The organism is Komagataeibacter rhaeticus (assembly GCF_003207855.1).
In the GTDB taxonomy this organism is placed as follows: Bacteria; Pseudomonadota; Alphaproteobacteria; order Acetobacterales; family Acetobacteraceae; genus Komagataeibacter; species Komagataeibacter rhaeticus.
On record NZ_NKTZ01000005.1, the window covers coordinates 156,422 to 175,617 of the forward strand.

The following is a 19,196-nucleotide window of genomic DNA, read 5'->3' on the forward strand; positions in this document are numbered from 1 at the left end:
CAACGATGGCCCTGCTTGCTTCCTCCTTCATTATTCCTCCCGCACTCGCAGCTGGCCCCGCGCCTGTGGCGGCCAAGCCGGCCGCTGCCGGCACGGCGGACCAGAATCCGGTGCTGGCCAGCGTGAACGGGCAGGACATCCGCCTCAATGACGTGCGCCAGGCCATGGCCAGCATGCCCGAGCAGCTGCGCAAGCTGCCCGACAACATCATCGTGCCGATCCTGCTCAACCAGCTGGTTGACCAGCGCGCCATCCAGATCGCCGCCGCCAAGGCCGGGCTGGACAAGCAGCCCGACGTGCAGCAGCAGATGCAGCAGGCCGCGCAGAACGCGCTGCAGAATGCCTACCTGTCCGCCCAGGTGGCCCCCACGCTGACGGATGAGGCCGTAAAGACCTATTACGACCAGAATTACGCCAACAAGCCCGGCGCGGAGGAAGTCCACGCCCGCCACATCCTGGTCAAGAGCGAGGCGGAAGCCAACGACATCATCAGGCAGCTCAAGGCTGGTGCCGATTTCGGCCAGCTGGCCACCAAGCTGTCCACCGATCCCGGTTCGGCCAAGCAGAATGGCGGCGACCTGGGCTGGTTCAAGAAGGGTGACATGCTGCCCACCTTCTGGGATGCGGCATCGGCCATGCAGCCCAACAGCTTCAGCCAGACCCCGGTACACACCCAGTACGGCTGGCATGTGATCCAGGTGCTGGGCAAGCGTACCGCCCCCACCCCCACGCTTGACGCCATGCGCGACCAGATCCGCCAGAAGCTGATCCAGGAAGGCGTGCAGAAGGCCGTGAGCAACGCCCTGTCACAGGTCAAGGTTGTCCGCTTCGGCCCCGATGGCAAGCCGCTGCCCGAAACCCAGCCGGGTGCCGCCCACTGATCCGGGCCGCCGCCGGGTCAGCCCCACGGGTTGCCCGGCGGCATTGTTTTCCCCGCCTGCCCTGCCGCCGCCTTACCACAGGATCGTGACCGACCATGGCCAATGCCCTGCCCGTCTCCCCCCTTTCCCGGCCCCTGCCCGAACTGCCGCCGCTGGCGGGCGTGCGCTTTGGCGCGACCGAAGCCGGCATCCGCTACAGGGGGCGCACTGACCTGGTCATGGCGGAATTCGCGCCGGGCACGACGGTGGCGGGTGTCTATACCCGCAGCAAATGCCCCGGCGCGCCGGTGGACTGGTGCCGTGCCGCCATGGCCGATGGCCGGGCGCGCGCGCTGGTGGTCAATGCGGGCAACGCCAATGTCTTTACCGGCCGCGCGGGCTTTGAGGCAACGCAGGCCAACGCGGCCGATGCCGCCCGCCTGGTGGGCTGCGCGGCCAGCGAGGTGTTCCTCGCCTCCACCGGCGTGATTGGCGAGGTCCTGCCCTACAGAAAGATCTCGGTGGCCCTGCCGGGGCTGTACGCCACCCTGTCCGAGCATGGGTGGGCCGATGCCGCGCGTGGCATCATGACCACGGACACCTTTCCCAAGGCCGCGACCCGCGTCGCGCGCATCGGGGCGACCACCGTACGCATCCAGGGCATTGCCAAGGGCAGCGGCATGATCGCACCCGACATGGCCACCATGCTTGCCTTTGTCGCAACCGACGCGAAGCTGCCCGCCAGCGTGATCCAGGCGCTGCTGGATGATGGCGTCAGGCGCAGCTTCAACTGCATCACGGTGGATTCCGACACCTCCACGTCCGACATGCTGCTGCTGTTCGCAACCGGCCAGGCGGGCAATGCCGAAGTGACGCGGGCGGACGCGCCGGAACTGGCGGAATTCCGCACCGCCCTCGATTCCCTGCTGCTGGAGCTGGCGCTGCTGGTCATCCGCGACGGGGAGGGCGTGACCAAGATGATGCACATTACCGTCACCGGCGCCGTATCCGACCAGTCCGCCCACAACATCGCCATGGCCGTTGCCAATTCGCCGCTGGTCAAGACCGCCGTTGCGGGGGAAGACGCCAACTGGGGCCGCGTGGTCATGGCGGTGGGCAAATGTGGTGAACCCGCCAACCGTGACACGCTTTCGGTCAGCATCGGGGGCACCTGCATCGCGCAGAACGGCACGGTGGTGCCCGATTATGACGAAACCCCCGTTGTCGCCCACATGAGGGGCCGGGAAATCGAGATCGCGATCGATATCGGCCTGGCCAACGGCACCGCCCAGGCCTGGGGCTGTGACCTGACGCACGGCTATATCAACATCAACGGCGCCTACCGCAGCTAGTCGGCACGGGGCCACCGGCGGCCCCCGCGTTTTTTGCTGTTCCGTTCCGGCTGGAGCAATGGCATTGCTGTGCTGTTGAATCCATGCCAGCCAGACAGGAACGCCCTGCATGACGAACCCGTTTTTCCGACCCGAGCCAAACCCGCAGGCCATCTGGACCTATGCCGGGTTCTGGATGCGGGTCGTGGCCTACCTGATCGATTCCATCGTGCTGTGGGGGGTGCTGGCCCTGCTCGGGCTGCTGCTTGTGCCGCCCAGCCTTTCGGTCACGATCTTTGATCCGCAATCGACGGGGGGCAGCGGGGGGGATTACCGCATCTCCTATATCCATCCCGTCGATTACACCATCGCCTCCACCACGCCCCACATGCACTGGAATGGCAATGGCGTGTTCGAGATCCTTTCCCTGCTCATCCCCGCCGCCTATTACATCCTGTGCGAAGCATCCCGCGCGCAGGCCACGCCGGGCAAGCTGCTGTGCGGCATGCGGGTGACCGACCTGTACGGCAACCGCATTACCGTGGCCCGCGCCATGGGACGGTATTTTGGCAAATATCTTTCCCTGTTCATTCTGGGCATCGGCTTCCTCATGGTCCTGTGGACCCAGCGCAAGCAGGCCCTGCACGACATCCTGGCAGGCACATGCGTGATCCGCCGCCAGCCGCGCGCCCCGGCCCCCCAGCCGCCGCCCCAGTGGGGCTGACGTGACAAAAAAGGCCCTTGATGAATGCAACCCTGCCGTCTTTTGTAATCTTTTACCCTGATATTGCATGATATTGCATATTCCCCGGCCACGTCAGGACAGCCCCCCGCAGGACTGCGCGCGGGCGTTTTGCCGCAGCCATGGGGGGAGCCCGGACACACCACCCGGGCATCGCGCCATTTAAAGGAGGTGAACATCGGCATGTCGGCCCATTCCATGACTACCGCCCGACCCGTCCCCACACAGGGTGGACGGACCGGCATCGTACGCATACTGGCAGCCTTCATGCTTGTGCTCCTGCCCTGGATCGCGCCCGCGCATGCGGCGGATGCGACACCCGCCCAGGCCTCGGGCCAGGTCATCACCGCCCAGCAGGCCCAGCAGGTCCTGTCCGTCCTGAACGACCCGCAGAAGCGTGAGGAATTCACCCGCACGCTCGATGCCATAGCCAGGGGCCTGCCCGCGCAGCAGATTGCCCCGGCACCGGCCCCTGCGCCCACTGCCGCCAAGAAACCGGCCGCCACCGCCGATGTGGAACTGGAACCGGACAGCATCAGCAGTGAAACCATGAACGAACTGACCCATATGCGCGACCTTGCGCTGCGGCAGGGCGAAAACTTCATGGCGCTGTTCAAGGACCTGGCCTTTGTGGGGCGCTGGGTCCACTCCATGCTGGCCAATACCGATTCGCGCCAGATCCTGCTTGATGCGCTGACACGCGCCAGCCTGATCTTCATCCTTGCCCTTGTGGCCGAGCGCGGGCTGTCGATTGCCATGCGCAAGCCGCTGGCCGGTGTCACCGCGCGCGCGGTGGCGACCGAGGCCCGGCTGAACCGCCGCATCATCAATGAGGAACACGAAGACGACCAGCCCGCGCCGCCGCCTGCTTCCTCGGCCGATGCCGCGGCGGAACAGCAGACCGAACAGGCCCGCCAGCAGGATGACCGCCACAAGCACGAGACACTGCGCATCATCACGCGCATTCCCTATTCGCTGCTGCATTTCCTGATCAAGCTGCTGCCGGTGGCCCTGTTCTTCGGGCTGGGTTATGGCGGTTCCGTGCTGCTGACCTCCACCCACCAGGCGGAGATGGTCACGATCACGCTGACCAATGCCTATGTGATCGCCCGTGTGATCTACCTGCTGCTCGAGACGGTGTTCGTGCCGCATTCCCCCACCATCCGCCTGTGCAGCGCATCGGATGCGACGGCGCGCATGGTCACGCGGTGGTGGAACTTCCTGGTGGCGGCACCCTCCATCGTGGTGTGCCTGTCCACGCTGGGCGGCGTGTTCGCCATGCCCGCGCGCGGGACGGAAGCCATCATCCGTGCCGTGGTGCTGATCGAGCACGTCCTGATCGCGATCTTCATCTGGCGCATCCGCCACCATGTGGGCGCGGCGCTGCAGCCCTCAACACGGTTGCAGCAGAAGCCGTTCTGGATGTTCGTGGGCAAGATGGTCCGGTTCTGGTGGATTCCGGCCATGTTCTTCGACCTGGCGCTGTGGCTGGTCTGGGCCACCCAGATCCGTGGCGGCTATGCGTGGATCCTGCGCACGCTGTCCCTGACCATCGTGGTCATCCTGGGCGCGCGCCTGCTGTCGGTGCTGGCGTTCAGCCTGCAGAACAGGCTTTTCCATGTGCCCGAAGCCACGGAAAAGCGCTATCCCGGCCTGCAGGGACGGGTGGACTACTATTACCCGATCGCGCGCCGGACACTGTCCGTGCTGCTGACATTCGTCACGATCGTGCTGCTGGCCCAGTCCTGGGGGCTGCCGGCGATCCGGTTCTTCGTGCATGGCTCGCTCGGCCCCAAGATCGTGGGCGCGATGCTGACGATCATGATCGCCTACACCATCGCGATCGTGGTGTGGGAAGTGGCCAACGCCATCCTGCAGAACCAGATCTCGCGCTTCGAGACATCGGAACAGGCCTCCCGCGCCACCCGCCTGCGCACGGTGCTGCCGATCATCCGCACGGTGCTGCTGACCTTCATCATCATCATCGTCACGGTGACGACACTGTCGCAGATCGGCATCAACGTGGCCCCGCTGCTGACCGGTGCGGGCATCATGGGTGCGGCCATCGCCTTCGGTTCGCAAAGCCTGGTGAAGGACTTCATCACCGGCTTCTTCATGCTGGTGGAAAACGCGATGCAGGTGGGTGACTGGGTCACGGCGGGCAGCGTTGCCGGCACGGTGGAGCACCTGTCCATCCGTACCCTGCGGCTGCGCGCGATCAACGGGGACCTGCACATCATCCCCTTCTCCTCCGTCACCTCGATCGCCAATACGTCGCGCGACTACAATCTTGTGGTGGTCAGCTTCATGCTGGACCTGACGGAAGACCAGCACCGTGTGGCGGCCATCCTGAAGGATGAACTCTCGACCATGCGCAGGGACCCCGTATTCGGCCCGCTGATCAAGTCGGATTTCTCCTATCTGGGCGTGGAGCAGGCCGATGGCAACGGCGCCAAGTTCCTTGGCTCCATCCGCACGGCGGCAGGTGCGAAATGGAAGGTCTACCGTGAATATTACAGCCGCCTGAGCGCGCGCATGGTGCGCGAGCAGGTGAAGTTCCCGATCCCGACCTCCCTCAACCTGCTGGCCAATGGCCCGACGGGCACGCTGCGCATGAACATGGAGGAAAACCCCGGTGCCATCATGGCGGCCCACGCCGCGCAGCCCGCTGAGGCCGCTCCCGCCCCGAAGGCAGGCAACGGACAGGCGGATGCCCCGGCCGGGGGGGATGCCCCCACCCATGACTGACGGGACGCCGATGCTGCCGGGGCGGCTGGAAGCCTCCCTGCGCAGGGATGGCTTTGCCTTCGTGCCACGGGGGGAGATGCTGCCCCGGCTGGAGCAGTACGGCCTGCGCGACTGGGCCAGTTTTGCAGGCAGCTGGAACCGGCTGGGGCTGGACCGCTACATGGCCGATGGCGGGCGCTACCGCCGCCGCCGCCATGCCACCTTCGCCATCAGCGCGCGGGGCATCCAGCGCAAGAAGCACCAGCCCCATTACCAGAGCCGGGACTACAATGAACTCAATGGCGGGATCGAACGCTGGTTCCGCGCCGTTGAACCCGAGATGGGGGAACACCCGGCGCTACGCGCCATCCTGCGGCTCATGCACCGGATCGTGACCGACATGAGCGATCCGGCCCATGTCCCGGACGTATGGCATACCGAAGTCCACCAGTTCCGTATCGAGGCGCTGGACAGCACGCCGGGCCAGCCCACCCCCGAAGGGCTGCACCGCGATGGCGTGGACTGGGTGATGGTGGTCATGGTCCGGCGCGAGAACGTGATGTCCGGCGAGACCACGATCCATGACCTGCAGCGCACCATGGTCGGTGGTTTCATGCTTGACCAGCCGCTGGATACGGCGGTGGTCAATGACAACCGTGTCTATCACGGGGTTACGGCGGTGCGGTCGCTCGACCCCACGCGGCCAGCCTATCGTGACGTACTGGTCGTGACCTTCCGCCACCAATGAATGACACCGTCCCGCCGGGGCGGCGGCCCGGGGCATGGCGGCATTTCTGTGCCTGCGCCCTGGCCACCATGCTGGTGGCGGGATGCGGCCTCTACCTGTTCATCGTGACGGTGGACCCGTGGAACATCCTGCCGTTTTCTCCCCCGCTTGCGCGCATACCCGTTACGTCAAACGCCCGCTACACCATGCCCGCCCTGGCACGGGACCCGCGGTTCGATTCCGTGGTGCTGGGCACGTCCACCAGCAGGCTGATGCAGCCCGCCCTGCTGGACCGGGCACTGGGGGGGCATTTCCTCAGCATGGCCATGAACAGTGCAAGCCCGTGGGAACAGGGGCGCGTGCTTGATGCCTTCCTGCGCAGCCATCCCGCTCCGCGCACCGTCATGATCGGGGTGGATGCCGCATGGTGCCATGAACGCCCCGGCAGCCTGACATCCCCCAACCGCCCCTGGCCGGAATGGATGTACGGCCACCCCGCCTGGCAGGGCTACCTGCACATGGCCAGCCTGTACGCGCTACAGGAAGCCGCCAACGAATTCCTGTGGATGACCGGGCACAAGGCCCAGCGCTTCGGCACCGACGGCTATGCCAGTTTCGTTCCGCCGGACGGCACGTACGACCCTGCCCGCGTACAGGCCGCCTTCGCGCACTGGGCGCCGCCCGACAACACACAGGCCCCGCCGGGCATGGCGCAGACGCCCCCCGCCAGCATGCGCCTTCTGGCCACCATGCTGGCCCGCCTGCCCGCCGGCACGCTGAAGATCCTGTGGTTCCCACCCGCTTCCGCCACCCTGCACGGCATGACGGGCAGCATTGCCGCGGCCCGCCTGCAGGCCTGCAGGCTGGGGGTGGCGGCACTGGCCGCCCGTACCCCCGATGCCATCGCCCTTGACTTCAACCATGACAGCGCGCTGACCACGGAGCGGAACAATTTCTGGGACCCGCTGCACTACCGCATTCCCGTCGCCCACCGGCTGGTCGCCGCCATCGCCGCCGCCCTGCATGGCCCCCCCCCGGCCGATCCGGCGCTGGACATCCTGTACCGCCCCGTGCCACCGGCAGGGTAAAAACCGCCCGGCGGGTCCAAAGCCATGCGCTGCCATCGCGGAGCCTCCCCAGCGGCGGGGCTTGTGCGGGGCGGGTCATCTGGTATGGAAAACAGGACACCGTGAAATACCCGCCCGGTACAGGCACGCCGCAGGCATGGGGCCAGGGTACGGAATCGTCTTGTGCAGGCCACCCCGCGACCGGGCGGCCAGATTGCGGCACTGAGGTTGGAGAGGCTGGTGAATACGTCCGTCAATGGTGCGCCACAATGGCATCTGCAGCCCGAGGCGAACCGGACCCTTGTTACCCTGTCGGGTAACTGGATCGCGCAGGAAGGACGCATTCCCGCCTTTCCCGAAACCGGCCTGAAGGACGTGCCACGGGGGGCCGCGCTGGAATTCGATACCGGGCGGCTTGGCCGGTGGGATACATCGCTGATCAGCTTCCTGTGGGAACTCAAGCGCAGCGCGCGTGAGGCGCATGTGGATGTCCACATCGACACCCTGCCGGAATCGGCGCACAAGCTGCTTGACCTGCTGCCCGAAATCCCGCCGGAACCCGCCCCCCCCACGCCGCACCATTTCGCCCCGGTGGCGGCGGTGGGGCAGTTCACGCTCGATACACTCAACGAGATCGGCTGCGTAAGCGAAATGGGGGCCGCCGCCGCGCGCGGGGGCATTGCCGCCCTGGTGGGGCGGGGGATGATGCGGACCGTCGATCTCATGTCCGATCTTGCCGCCGCCGGGCCTGCGGCGCTGCTGATCGTAGGCGTGGTGAACTTTCTGGTCGGCGCGATCCTGGCCTTTGTCGGCTCGGTGGAACTGCACAAATTCGCAGCCGACATCTATGTCGCAAGCCTTGTGGCCATTGCCATGGTGCGTGAGATGTCGGCCGTCATGACCGCCATCATCATGGCGGGCCGCACGGGTGGCGCCTATGCCGCGCGCATTTCCACCATGCAGGCGAATGAGGAAATCGACGCGCTTCAGGTCTTTGGCATTCCCGTCGCCAGCTACCTGATCCTGCCTTCGGTGCTGGCGCTGGGCTTCACCATGCCGCTGCTCTACCTGTACGGCTGCCTGATCGGCATGCTGGGGGGCTTTGTCGTCTCGTTCATCATGCTGCATGTCTCGCCGCTGGGCTATTTCCATGAAACGCTCCAGGCCCTGCCGCTGGACCAGTTCACCTTCGGCTTCATCAAGAGCCTGGTGTTCGGCACGTTCGTGGGGCTGACAAGCTGCCGGATCGGGCTGAAGGCGGGACGCAGCGCCGCCGATGTGGGCATTGCCGCGACCAAGGCCGTGGTGGTGGGCATTGTGGGCGTGATCGCGCTGGACGCGGTCTTTGCGGTTATCGCCAACGTGATCGGGATCTGACCGCCATGAACGACCTTCATAACCAGATGCCCTCCGCCCCCGATGATACCCGCCCGGTCATGATTTCGGTCAACGGCGTGACACTGGCCTTCGGCCCCAAGGTGATCCAGCACGACGTGTCCTTTGAGGTGAAGCGCGGCAGCATCTTCGCCGTGATGGGGGGATCGGGCTGCGGCAAGAGCACCCTGCTCAAGAGCATGATCGGCCTGCTGCGCCCCACACAGGGCCGCTACCTGGTGGGGCAGGACAATTACTGGGCGGGTGACGACGCAAGCCGCGTGCATATCGGCCGGCGCTTTGGCGTGCTGTTCCAGAGCGGGGCGCTGTGGAGTTCCATGACCGTGGGCGAGAACGTGGCCCTGCCCATGCAGATGTTCACCAGGCTGGAGCCACCCGTCATCCGCCAGATGGTGGAACTCAAGCTGGGGCTGGTGGGCATGCTGCATGCCATTGACCAGTATCCCTCCGAACTCAGCGGCGGCATGCGCAAGCGCGCGGGGCTGGCGCGCGCCATGTCGCTGGACCCTGACATCCTGTTCTTTGATGAACCCTCGGCCGGGCTGGACCCGATCACCTCGGCCCGGCTGGATGAACTGATCCTGAACCTGCGCGACGGGCTGGGGGCCACGATCATCATCGTCAGCCACGAACTGTCCAGCCTGTTCCATATTGCCGATGACGGCATATTCCTTGATGCCGGGCAGAAGACCGCCATCGCCCACGGTTCCCCCGTATGGCTGCGCGACCACTGCACCGACCCCGTGGTCCATGCCTTCATGCACCGTGAACAGCTGGACAGTTCCAGCCCCCACGGAGACGGGTAAGCCCGATGGCCGACAGGCAGACGCTTATCGGCGCGGCCGTACTGGGTGTGGGGGCCATTGCGCTTGCCGTGCTGGGCATGACGGGCTGGTTGCCCATACCGGGGCGCAGCACCGAGGCGGTCGTGGTGTTTGAAAGCCCGACCAACGGGCTGGACATCGGCTCCCCCGTCAATTTCCGTGGCGTGCCGGTGGGCGCTGTCGAGCGGATTACGGTACGGGTGGACCCGGCCGACCATCATACCTACATGCCGGTCTACATCCTGTTCGATCCCGCCCATGCGCCCGGCCATGGCGACCTGCCACCCCTGTCCACGCTGCTGGCCAACGGGCTGCGGGCGGATATGGTGCTGCACAGCCTGGTAACCGGCCAGACCGAACTGGACCTGGACCTGGACCCCAAAACACCGCAACGCCTGCACCCCGATCTGACGGACATGCCCGAAATACCCATGGGCCAGACAGCGCTCCAGCAGCTGGAGGCAACGCTGATCTCCACTTCCGTGCAGCAGCTCCACAATGACCTGATTACCGCGCTGGCCAGCATACGCCGGCTGGCGGCGGACATGGACCGTGACATGCCCGGCATGATCGCCAGCATCCGCACCACGTCGGGCCACGCCGATACCGCGGCCAGCCAGATCCGCGCCGCCATTACCGATGTGACGGACCATGCCAGCGTGACCATCAACCGCCTGGACCAGCTGATCAGCGCCAACAGCCGCGAATTCGTGGCCCGCCGCGCGGAACTGCAGGCCCTGATCGGCAATACCCGCCAGACCATGGCGCAGGCGCGTGAAACCCTGGCCAGCCTGCGCGCCCTGACCGACCCGCAATCGCGTGACAGGCTGAATCTGGACGCTACGATGCGTGATGTTATGGAAGCCGGCTACGGGCTGCGCGGATTCGCCACTGAAGTCGAAAGTAATCCGCAACTTCTGCTGATGGGACACAACCAATGAAAACGCGCCAGCCCGCCTTCCCTTCCCGCCTGAATCCGTCCCTGCGGGCGGCGGGCGGACTGCTGCTCTGTGCCGCCATGCTCTCGGCGTGCTCCTCGGCGCCGGTGCGCTTCTACACGCTGGGCGCGCCCGCCGTGGCCGTGGGTGCGCAGGGCACCGGCACCACGGCCATTACCGACAGCACGCCGGTGATCGAGGTCGAACGCACCCGCCTGCCCGATTACCTGGACAGCCAGGACATCATGGTCCGCAACGGGCATGAGATCGAACGCAGCGGGCTGGGCCGCTGGGCCAGCCGCCTGTCAGTGGGGGCCACGGACCTGATCACCGCGCGCCTGGCCCAGAAATGGCCGGATCTGTTCGTGACCGACCAGCCGCAGCCCGACCGCCCCACCTGGCGGCTGCAGCTCAACATCAGCCGGCTTGATGTCAGCCGCAATGGCCAGTCGGCACTGAACGCGGACTGGGCCATCATTCCGCAGGACCCGCGCGCCGCCATCCTGCGCAACCGCACCAGCATCGTCATGAACGGCAATACGGCCAATAACGCCAATATCGCCAGTGTCACGGAAAACCTGCTCAATGAACTGACCAGCCGGATCGAGACCAGCTGGCCCAACCCCACCCAGCCGGAAGCCACCAGCCCGCGCCATCACGGCCACAGCTAGGCCGGGCTTCCATCCCGGCGGGGGAACCATCGGGACAGGCAGGCATTGGTTGCGCAGATGTGCAACCTGCCGGAGCAAGCTGTCATGCCCCCTTCCCCTTTCCGCGTCCATGGCCTGATCCTGGCGGCCCTGCTTGCCATCACGGCCATCCCGGCGGGCGCGCAGACCGGGCCGGTCATCCTGGCCCAGCATCCCGGCACCGAACTGGACCGGCAGGCACGCGCACTGGTGGCCCGCGACCTGGCGGACGCGGCAGGTAGCCAGGAGCGCCCGGTCCTGCTGACCGGATCGGGGCCGGTATCCAGTGACCCACGGCGCATGGCGCTGTTCGTGCAGCTGCAGTCCGCCAGCCTGTGTGGCTCGGCGGGGTGTTCCACTTCGGTCTACCTGCGTAATGGCCACACTTGGACACGGGTGCTGGATTCCGTAAGCGGGCCGGTCACCATTACGCCCCAGGTGCATGGCGGCATGCATGACCTGCTGGTCGACAGCACCGACCGCTGGATATGGAACGGCACCACCTATACCGACACACAGGCCACCACCCAGCCGCAGCCGCCAGAACGGCCCTGAGCACACCTGCCCCGGCATGATGGCATCGGTGACTGGCAAACCCATATGGTTGCCGCCTGCCTGGCGCAACGTGGGAACAGCCCCGTATTCTGCCGGGGCATGCGCCTGCCAGACCGGGTATATTGTCAGGGAAAGTGGAGCGGGTGAAGGGAATCGAACCCTCGTATGCAGCTTGGGAAGCTGCCGTTCTACCATTGAACTACACCCGCATGCCCGCCCTCTATACTGCACAAGCGCGGCTTATGCAATCACCCCCGCCAGCAGGGCGGCAGTTGACGCACCCCGCCCTGATCCGCAATAAGCATGCATGTCCGGGGGCATCCGCCTTCCGACCCTCGTGATTTGATATGGCCGGCTTGCGGCGAGGTAAAACATACGCGCTAAAGAGGCCCGATACCGCTACCGCTCTGTCAGGGCGCGGGCATCTGGTTTCCACGGTCATGAACCGCCCCGGGCGGACCGGACTGCCGGGCATGAACCGGCCGCTGGCCACCGCCTGCCTTGTCCCGTCCACCCTGTACACAGGAATGACCACCAGCCATGACTGACCAGCCCGATCCCAAATCCTTCCGCCCCGCCACGCGCCTGATCAATGCGGGACTTGAGCGCACGCCGTATGGCGAAACCAGCGAGGCGATGTTCCTGACCTCCGGCTTTGTGTACGACAGCGCGGAGCAGGCGGAAGGCACCTTTACCGGCGATGTGTCGCACTACCAGTACAGCCGTTTCGGCAACCCCACCGTATCGAACCTGGAGCGCCGCCTGTGTGATGTGGAAGGGGCGGAATCCTGTGTCCTGACCTCTACCGGCATGGGCGCGGTCTCCTGCGCGCTGCTGGCACAGGTGCGCGCGGGCGACCGGGTCGTGGCTTCGCGCGCGCTGTTCGGCTCATGCCACTGGATCGTGGCCGAACTGCTGCCGCGCTACGGGGTGGAGACGGTCTTCGTCGATGGGGGCGACATGGCGGCATGGCAGGAAGCGCTGGACAGGCCCACGCGCGCCGTCCTGCTGGAAAGCCCGTCCAACCCGATGCTGGATGTACTCGACATCCGCATGATCTGCGACCTGGCCCACAAGGCGGGTGCGACCGTGGTGGTGGACAATGTCTTTGCAACGCCGCTGTACCAGAAGCCGCTGGAACTGGGCGCGGATGTGGTGGTCTATTCCTGCACCAAGCATATTGATGGCCAGGGCCGCGTGCTGGGTGGCGCCGTGCTGGGTACGGCCAGGTGGATTGACGAGGTCCTGCGCCCCTTTGCCCGCAATACCGGCAATTCCATCTCGCCCTTCAATGCCTGGGTCATGCTGAAAAGCCTTGAAACACTGGCCCTGCGCGTCAACGCCATGACGCAGAACGCAGCGAAGGTGGCGGACTTCCTGGCCGACGCACCGGGCATCAAACGTGTGTTCTATCCGGGGCGCAAGGACCACCCGCAATACGAGATAGCAAAAAAGCAGATGTCGGCCGGTTCCACGCTGGTTGCCTTTGAAGTCGAGGGCGGCAAGGCGGGGGCCTTCGCCTTCATGAACGCATTGCGGCTGATCTCGATTTCCAACAACCTTGGCGATGCGCGCTCCCTTGTCACGCATCCGGCCACCACCACCCACATGAAGCTCACACCCGAAGACCGGGCGCGGCTTGGCATCAATGACGGGGCGATCCGTTTCTCGGTCGGGCTGGAAGATGCCGACGACCTGATCGATGACCTCCGGCGCGGCCTTGCGGCGCTGGCCAACCGGCCAATACAGGAGCACCGCCTGCCATGAGCAAGAACAGGCCTTTCCCTCCCCCCACCGGGGAAGGGACGGACTCCCCGCCGGGCGAGGCGATGGATAACGTCCCCTGTTTCGAGGCCGTGACGGACGATGTCCGTGTGGTTGTCCAGACCTTCTGGCTGGATGACCAGTCCGAGCCCGATGAGCACCGCTATGTGTGGGCCTACCGCGTCCGGATCGAGAACCACGGCAGCGAACAGATCCAGCTCCTGCGCCGCAGCTGGCGCATCGTGGACGGGCAGGGCCGGATCGACCGCGTGGATGGGGATGGCGTGGTAGGCGAACAGCCACTGATCGACGCCAGCGGCAGTTTTGAATACATGTCGGGTGCCGCACTGGAAACACCGACCGGCTTCATGGGCGGCATGTACCACATGATCCGCCCGGCCAGCCGCCAGCATTTTGATGTCGACATCCCCGTCTTCAGTCTGGACAGCCCGCACCATCCGGCCATCCTGCACTAGTTCCGGCCCGGATTCCTTCCTGCGGCCTGTCCCGACCGGACAGGCCCCTGCAACAAGAACCTACAGCATGACCCCCATTGATACCCGCCCCACCCGCGCGGAAGCCGAAGACGCCGTGCGGACCCTGCTGCGCTGGGCTGGCGAAGACCCCGGCCGGGAAGGCCTGCTTGATACGCCCGCGCGCGTGGTCAAGTCCTATGACGAATTCTTCTGCGGCTATGCGGAAGACCCGGCCGAGATGCTGCGCCGTACCTTCTCGGAAGTGGCGGATTATGACGAGATGGTCCTGCTGCGCGACATCCGCCTGGAAAGCCACTGCGAACACCACATGGTGCCCATCATTGGCGTGGCGCATGTGGCCTACCTGCCGCGCAGGCGGGTTGTGGGCATTTCCAAGCTGGCCCGCGTGGTGGACGCCTATGCGCGTCGCTTCCAGATCCAGGAACGGCTGACGGCACAGATTGCCAATACCATCAATGAAGAACTGCAACCCTATGGCGTGGGCGTGGTGATCGAGGCCGCCCACCAGTGCATGACCACGCGCGGCGTGCACCGCCCCGGTGTGTCCATGGTGACCAGCCGCATGCTGGGCACATTCCGCACCAATTCCGATACGCGGCGGGAATTCCTGTCAATCCTGAACCGCCCGGCCATGAACAGCACCGGACTCTGAACGCGGCAGGCCAGCGGACGTCAGGCAGCCAGCAGCAGGTTCCTGGTAAAGATTTTTGCAAAAAGCTTTAAAAATGCAGCCTTTTAAAAAAGGCTGCACCCAGGGACTTTTATCTCCTTTATCAGGCCAGTTGTTTTGAAATGACTTTTTACAGCGCGATCCTGGCCCCCAGCACGGCAATGAACTGCGCCAGCCATGCCGGGTGCGCGGGCCATGCGGGCGCGGTGACCAGCGTGCCATCGGTCACAGCCGCATCAAGTGCGATATCCGCATAGACGCCCCCGGCCAGTTCCACATCCGGACGACAGGCGGGATAGGCCGAAACCCGGCGCCCTTCAATGACGCGGGCGGCGGCCAGCAGTTGCCCGGCATGGCAGATCGCGGCCAGCGGGCGGTGGGCAAAGGCGCGGACCAGTTCGATCACGCGCGGATCAAGCCGCAGATATTCCGGTGCCCGGCCACCGGGAAGGATCAGGCCCGCGTAATCGGCGTAATTGATGGTGTCAAAATCCGCGTTGAGCACAAAACGGTGGCCCGGTTTCTCGCTATAGGTCTGCGCCCCCTCAAAATCATGGATGGCGGTCAGGACATGCTCGCCCTTTCCGCGGCCGGGGCAGACCGTGTCCACCCGGTAGCCCAGCATGGTCAGGGCCTGGTACGGCACCATGATCTCGTAATCTTCCACATAATCGCCTGCCAGCAGCAGAAGCCGGGGTGCGCTCATCTGTCCATATCCTTACCGTTATTGGTCAGTCATGTGCGGCGGGGGGAAGGTGCTCGCGCAGGCGGGGCATGAGTTCGACAAAGTTGCAGGGCACATGGCGGCTGTCGAGCTGCCAGACCAGAATATCATCCCACCCGTCCTTCACCGCGCCGGTCGAGCCGGGCAGGGCAAAAAGGTAGGTCCCGTCCGCCACCCCCGCCAGGGCACGGGACTGGATGGTGGAGGTACCGATCTTCTGGTACGACAGCATGCGGAACAGTTCGCCAAAACCCTCGATCCGCTTCTCGATCACCTGTCCGAACGCTTCCGGCGTGATGTCCCGTCCCGTCACCCCGGTGCCACCGGTGGAAATGACCACATCCACCTGGCTATCCGCAATCCAGCCCGACAGGGTGGCGACAAGGCGCGGCACGTCATCGGGCACGATGGCGCGGGCGGCCACGATGTGACCTGCCGCCGTTATGCGCGCGGCCAGTATATCACCGGACCTGTCCGTTTCCGGCGTGCGGGTGTCGGACACCGTGAGCACGGCAATGCGCACGGGCAGGAAGGGCTTTTTCATATCAAGGCGTGACATGGCGCCATGTTCACCATTCCCGCGCCGTGGCGTCAACGGTTGCCTTCGGGCCGGTGCGGCATGGTGTGGCGCATGCCCGCGGAATGAGTAATACAGGAGAACAAACACGAAATTCTGATGTATTTGTGCATTGCACAAAAAATTATGCCAAGGAATAGTAGAACTCTACATAAATCTATTGATATAACAAAAAAAACCTCTTTACCATTATTTTACAAAACATTAGTTTTTATATAAATTTCCGTCCAAGGTTTATAATCAGCATGAAATATGCTATCGATACGCGAATGACCAGACCATTCCCCCGCCTTTTTGTATCGCTCCCCCTGTTTTTTCTTGCACTTTTCGCTCTGTGCGAAAGCGCATCGGCCCAGGCCATTCCCGGCGAAGGACAGGGGGTTGTCGGCGCGCAGCCCAGCCTGAATGTCAATTCACGCCGTAATGTCAGCGTGAATGATCCCGGTTCGTTTTTCAGCGCACCCTACGGCAACCAGCATTTTTTTGGTGACTGGGCCGGGCTGCAGCCCTTCCTGCTCAAACACGGCGTGCATATCGAAGCCGACGTGCATGAAGAACTGGCAGGCAATTTTCGCGGTGGTGCCAAGCAGGGCGTGACCGATGCGGGTCAGGTTGGCGTGGAAATCGACATCGACTGGCACAAGCTGGCGGGCGCTCCCAAGAACTTCTGGACCCATACCATGATCGTGAACGGTCATGGCCGGAACGCCAGCACGGATTACATCCACGATTCCCTTGCGGGCGTGCAGCAAATCTACGGTGCCCGTGGTAACGTGGTCGCGCATCTGGTGTACATGTATGCCGAGCAGTCCCTGTTCCATAACCGGCTGGACATCAGTGCCGGGTGGATTCCGGTGGGCAGCTTCTTTGCCGCCTCCCCCCTGTTCTGTGACTTCATGAACGTGTCGATCTGCGGCAACCCCGCACCGGGGAAATACGTGCCGGGCGGGCGTGACTGGCCTTCGGGCAATCTGGGCGTGGTGATGCGCGTCATGCCCACGGTCGATACCTACATCATGGCCAGCATGTTTGCCGTATCGCCCCATTCCTATAACGGCGGCATTTCCGGCTGGTCATGGGCACAGAGCGGCCTTGGCAAGTTCTCCACCCCGGTGGAAATCGGCTGGCTGCCCGAATTCGGCCGCAACCATCTGGCCGGTCATTACAAGGCGGGTTACGGCTACGACAATTCCCAGTACAATGACCTGTATTCGGACATCAACGGCAACTCCGCCGTACTGACGGGCCAGCCCTTCCGCAAGCAGTCCGGCGTCAGCACCGCCTGGTTCCAGGCCGACCAGATGATCATGCGCAATGGCGCGGGACCGACCAACGGGCTGATCCTGCTGGCGGGCTACATGTATACGTCGGGCAAGGTCTCGGCCATGAAGGACCATACCTGGGCCGGCATTGTGGAAACCGGTGCGAAATGGGGCCGCCCGCTGGATACGGTGGGTGCCATGTTCCATTATTATGAAATGAGCCGTGCTTCCATCCTGCAGCAGGAATCCTCGGTACTGGCCGGGACCCCCTTCCTGAACAACCAGTGGGGCAAGGTGTGGGGCATCCAGACGCATGAGAACGTGTACGAAGTGTTCTACAACATCCATACCGCACGCGGCATGAGCTTCCAGCCGGACTTCCAGTACATCAACCGCCCCGGCGGCACCACCACCTACCATGATGCGGCGGTCATGGGCCTGCAGTTCAACTGCATCCTGTAATCCACCCTTCATCCGGGCGGGCTTCCACGATATGGGAGGCGGATCATGACCGATCACGCTTCCCTGCACCATCTGGCCCGCCAGGCACTGGCCGCCTACCCGCTGCATGATGCGCGGTGCCATCTGCTTTCAATTTCCGAAAACGTGATTTTCCGTATCGATACCCCGGATGGTGCGCGCCATGCACTGCGCCTGCACCGGCCGGGATATCATGACAGGGCCGAAATCAGCAGCGAACTGGCATGGCTGGATGCACTACGTGCAACCGGGCTGGAAGTGCCGCATCCGGTGGCGGGCCTTGATGGCGCATGCATCCGCACCCTGCCCGGCCCCGATGGCCAGCCCCGCCATGCCGTGCTGTTTGCATGGATGGAGGGCACCGAACCCACAACCGATATTGACCCGGTCGCCTTCAACCGGCTGGGGCATATTACGGCCCGCCTGCACGCGCAGAGCCGGACATGGGTCCGCCCCGCGGGCTTTACCCGCAAGGCATGGATACCCGCCACCATGACCGGCCCCCGTGCCTTATGGGGCCAGTGGCAGGCCGCCCCCGGCGTCAACGCGGCCGCGTGCGACCTGATCACGCACTGTCTGGAGCGCATTGATGCTGAACTGGCGGCCTATGGCACGCCGCCGCACCGCTTCGGGCTGATCCATGCCGATTTGCGGCTGGCCAACCTGCTGGTCAGCGGGTCGCATACCCGCCTGATCGATTTTGATGACTGCGGGCTGAGCTGGTTCATGCAGGATCTGGCGGCGGCGCTGAGCTTTCATGAAGACCATCCGCAGGTGCCGCGCTGGGTTGACCACTGGCTGGCGGGCTACGCCACCTGTGCGCAGGTCAGCGCCGCGGAGCTGAACATCCTGCCTGCCCTTGTCATCCAGCGTCGCATCCAGCTTCTGGCATGGACCGGTACCCACCGGCATACACGCCAGGTCAGCAGCCTGGGACCGGACTGGCTGGCACGCACGCTGGACTTATGCCGCGCATGGGACAGGGGGCAACTGCTGCGCGACGTAGGCTGACCGGCAGCCCGCTTCGATTCGGAACGAAGCGGTTGCGGGCGTATGGCCCCCATCCGCAGACAACCTGTTGCCAGAAAGTGATAAACCCTTTCAGGGGCAGTCCTTTTTCATAAAAAACCGCGTCCCGCACACTCTTTGCGGCGCGGTCCATTAGATAATTTTTTAATTTTTCCACCGCCCTGATGCGCGCAGGTTACTTTTTGGAAAGTTTTTGCGCGTAACGGCACGGAAGGGATCCGGTTTAATGAGGTAAATTAAATGTGATAATTAGAATCGGTTTTACGGACAGGCTATGGCTTTTATGCCTCAATGCTGACATGTATGAAGTTTAGGTAATGTGTCGTTCGGTTAACAAC

18 protein-coding genes, 1 tRNA gene and 1 riboswitch are annotated in these 19,196 nt (G+C 64.3%); of the genes, 16 read left to right on the plus strand and 3 right to left on the minus strand.

Features of this window, described 5'->3' with window-relative positions; all coding sequences use genetic code 11:
• The first annotated feature begins 5 nt into the window (after positions 1 to 5).
• The 11 genes from CFR78_RS07790 to CFR78_RS07840 all read left to right on the plus strand — a co-directional run bounded on the left by CFR78_RS07790 (position 6) and on the right by CFR78_RS07840 (position 11,855).
• Positions 6 to 881: a peptidylprolyl isomerase gene (locus tag CFR78_RS07790; protein WP_084149827.1), complete on the plus strand. Its 876-nt coding sequence runs from the start codon at positions 6 to 8 to the stop codon at positions 879 to 881.
• Positions 882 to 976: 95 nt separating this feature from the next.
• Complete coding sequence (argJ, locus tag CFR78_RS07795; RefSeq protein ID WP_007397728.1) at positions 977 to 2,212, plus strand: bifunctional glutamate N-acetyltransferase/amino-acid acetyltransferase ArgJ; 1,236 nt, start codon at positions 977 to 979, stop codon at positions 2,210 to 2,212.
• 109 nt (positions 2,213 to 2,321) lie between these two features.
• A complete protein-coding gene (locus CFR78_RS07800) occupies positions 2,322 to 2,915 on the plus strand; it encodes an RDD family protein (protein ID WP_007397727.1) in 594 nt (197 codons plus the stop codon).
• 201 nt (positions 2,916 to 3,116) lie between these two features.
• The gene (locus CFR78_RS07805) at positions 3,117 to 5,681 is read left to right on the plus strand and encodes a mechanosensitive ion channel domain-containing protein (RefSeq protein WP_181417508.1); all 2,565 of its coding nucleotides are present in this window, start codon (positions 3,117 to 3,119) and stop codon (positions 5,679 to 5,681) included.
• Complete coding sequence (locus tag CFR78_RS07810) at positions 5,674 to 6,408, plus strand: 2OG-Fe dioxygenase family protein (RefSeq protein WP_034933774.1); 735 nt, start codon at positions 5,674 to 5,676, stop codon at positions 6,406 to 6,408. Before CFR78_RS07805 ends, CFR78_RS07810 begins: the two co-directional genes overlap by 8 nt.
• Positions 6,405 to 7,475 (plus strand): hypothetical protein, encoded by a 1,071-nt coding sequence (locus tag CFR78_RS07815; protein ID WP_034933601.1) that lies wholly within the window; start codon positions 6,405 to 6,407, stop codon positions 7,473 to 7,475. The genes CFR78_RS07810 and CFR78_RS07815 overlap by 4 nt, the downstream gene beginning before the upstream one ends.
• A gap of 219 nt (positions 7,476 to 7,694) precedes the next feature.
• Positions 7,695 to 8,831, plus strand: coding sequence for an ABC transporter permease (locus CFR78_RS07820; protein ID WP_172459731.1), 1,137 nt, complete (start codon positions 7,695 to 7,697; stop codon positions 8,829 to 8,831).
• Between the two features lie 5 nt (positions 8,832 to 8,836).
• On the plus strand, positions 8,837 to 9,655 hold the full coding sequence (locus CFR78_RS07825; protein WP_007397721.1) for an ABC transporter ATP-binding protein: 819 nt from the start codon (positions 8,837 to 8,839) through the stop codon (positions 9,653 to 9,655).
• A 5-nt stretch (positions 9,656 to 9,660) separates the two neighbouring features.
• Positions 9,661 to 10,614: an MlaD family protein gene (locus CFR78_RS07830; protein WP_034933604.1), complete on the plus strand. Its 954-nt coding sequence runs from the start codon at positions 9,661 to 9,663 to the stop codon at positions 10,612 to 10,614.
• Positions 10,611 to 11,282: a PqiC family protein gene (locus CFR78_RS07835; protein WP_034933606.1), complete on the plus strand. Its 672-nt coding sequence runs from the start codon at positions 10,611 to 10,613 to the stop codon at positions 11,280 to 11,282. Before CFR78_RS07830 ends, CFR78_RS07835 begins: the two co-directional genes overlap by 4 nt.
• A gap of 84 nt (positions 11,283 to 11,366) precedes the next feature.
• A complete protein-coding gene (locus CFR78_RS07840) occupies positions 11,367 to 11,855 on the plus strand; it encodes a hypothetical protein (RefSeq protein WP_240471502.1) in 489 nt (162 codons plus the stop codon).
• A gap of 135 nt (positions 11,856 to 11,990) precedes the next feature.
• Here CFR78_RS07840 and CFR78_RS07845 read toward each other — a convergent pair.
• Positions 11,991 to 12,064 (minus strand) — tRNA-Gly (locus CFR78_RS07845).
• A gap of 115 nt (positions 12,065 to 12,179) precedes the next feature.
• A riboswitch (SAM riboswitch) is annotated at positions 12,180 to 12,260 on the plus strand.
• Positions 12,261 to 12,395: 135 nt separating this feature from the next.
• Here CFR78_RS07845 and metZ point away from each other — a divergent pair.
• The 3 genes from metZ (at position 12,396) to folE (ending at position 14,768) form a co-directional block, all read left to right on the plus strand.
• The gene (gene metZ / locus CFR78_RS07850; protein WP_007397716.1) at positions 12,396 to 13,622 is read left to right on the plus strand and encodes an O-succinylhomoserine sulfhydrylase; all 1,227 of its coding nucleotides are present in this window, start codon (positions 12,396 to 12,398) and stop codon (positions 13,620 to 13,622) included.
• 62 nt (positions 13,623 to 13,684) lie between these two features.
• Complete coding sequence (gene apaG, locus CFR78_RS07855) at positions 13,685 to 14,095, plus strand: Co2+/Mg2+ efflux protein ApaG (protein ID WP_007397715.1); 411 nt, start codon at positions 13,685 to 13,687, stop codon at positions 14,093 to 14,095.
• Between the two features lie 67 nt (positions 14,096 to 14,162).
• Entirely contained in the window at positions 14,163 to 14,768 is a 606-nt protein-coding gene (gene folE, locus CFR78_RS07860) for a GTP cyclohydrolase I FolE (protein ID WP_007397714.1), read from the plus strand.
• Positions 14,769 to 14,916: 148 nt separating this feature from the next.
• On the opposite strand, the gene CFR78_RS07865 is transcribed toward folE, so the two are convergent.
• Both CFR78_RS07865 and moaB read right to left on the minus strand, forming a co-directional pair.
• The gene (locus tag CFR78_RS07865; protein WP_007397713.1) at positions 14,917 to 15,492 is read right to left on the minus strand and encodes a DJ-1/PfpI family protein; all 576 of its coding nucleotides are present in this window, start codon (positions 15,490 to 15,492) and stop codon (positions 14,917 to 14,919) included.
• A gap of 25 nt (positions 15,493 to 15,517) precedes the next feature.
• A complete protein-coding gene (gene moaB, locus CFR78_RS07870; protein ID WP_007397712.1) occupies positions 15,518 to 16,069 on the minus strand; it encodes a molybdenum cofactor biosynthesis protein B in 552 nt (183 codons plus the stop codon).
• A 263-nt stretch (positions 16,070 to 16,332) separates the two neighbouring features.
• On the opposite strand from moaB, the gene CFR78_RS07875 reads away from it, so the two are divergent.
• Positions 16,333 to 17,811: a carbohydrate porin gene (locus CFR78_RS07875; protein WP_007397710.1), complete on the plus strand. Its 1,479-nt coding sequence runs from the start codon at positions 16,333 to 16,335 to the stop codon at positions 17,809 to 17,811.
• Positions 17,812 to 17,856: 45 nt separating this feature from the next.
• On the plus strand, positions 17,857 to 18,840 hold the full coding sequence (locus tag CFR78_RS07880; RefSeq protein ID WP_034933609.1) for a phosphotransferase enzyme family protein: 984 nt from the start codon (positions 17,857 to 17,859) through the stop codon (positions 18,838 to 18,840).
• The last annotated feature ends 356 nt before the right edge of the window (positions 18,841 to 19,196 follow it).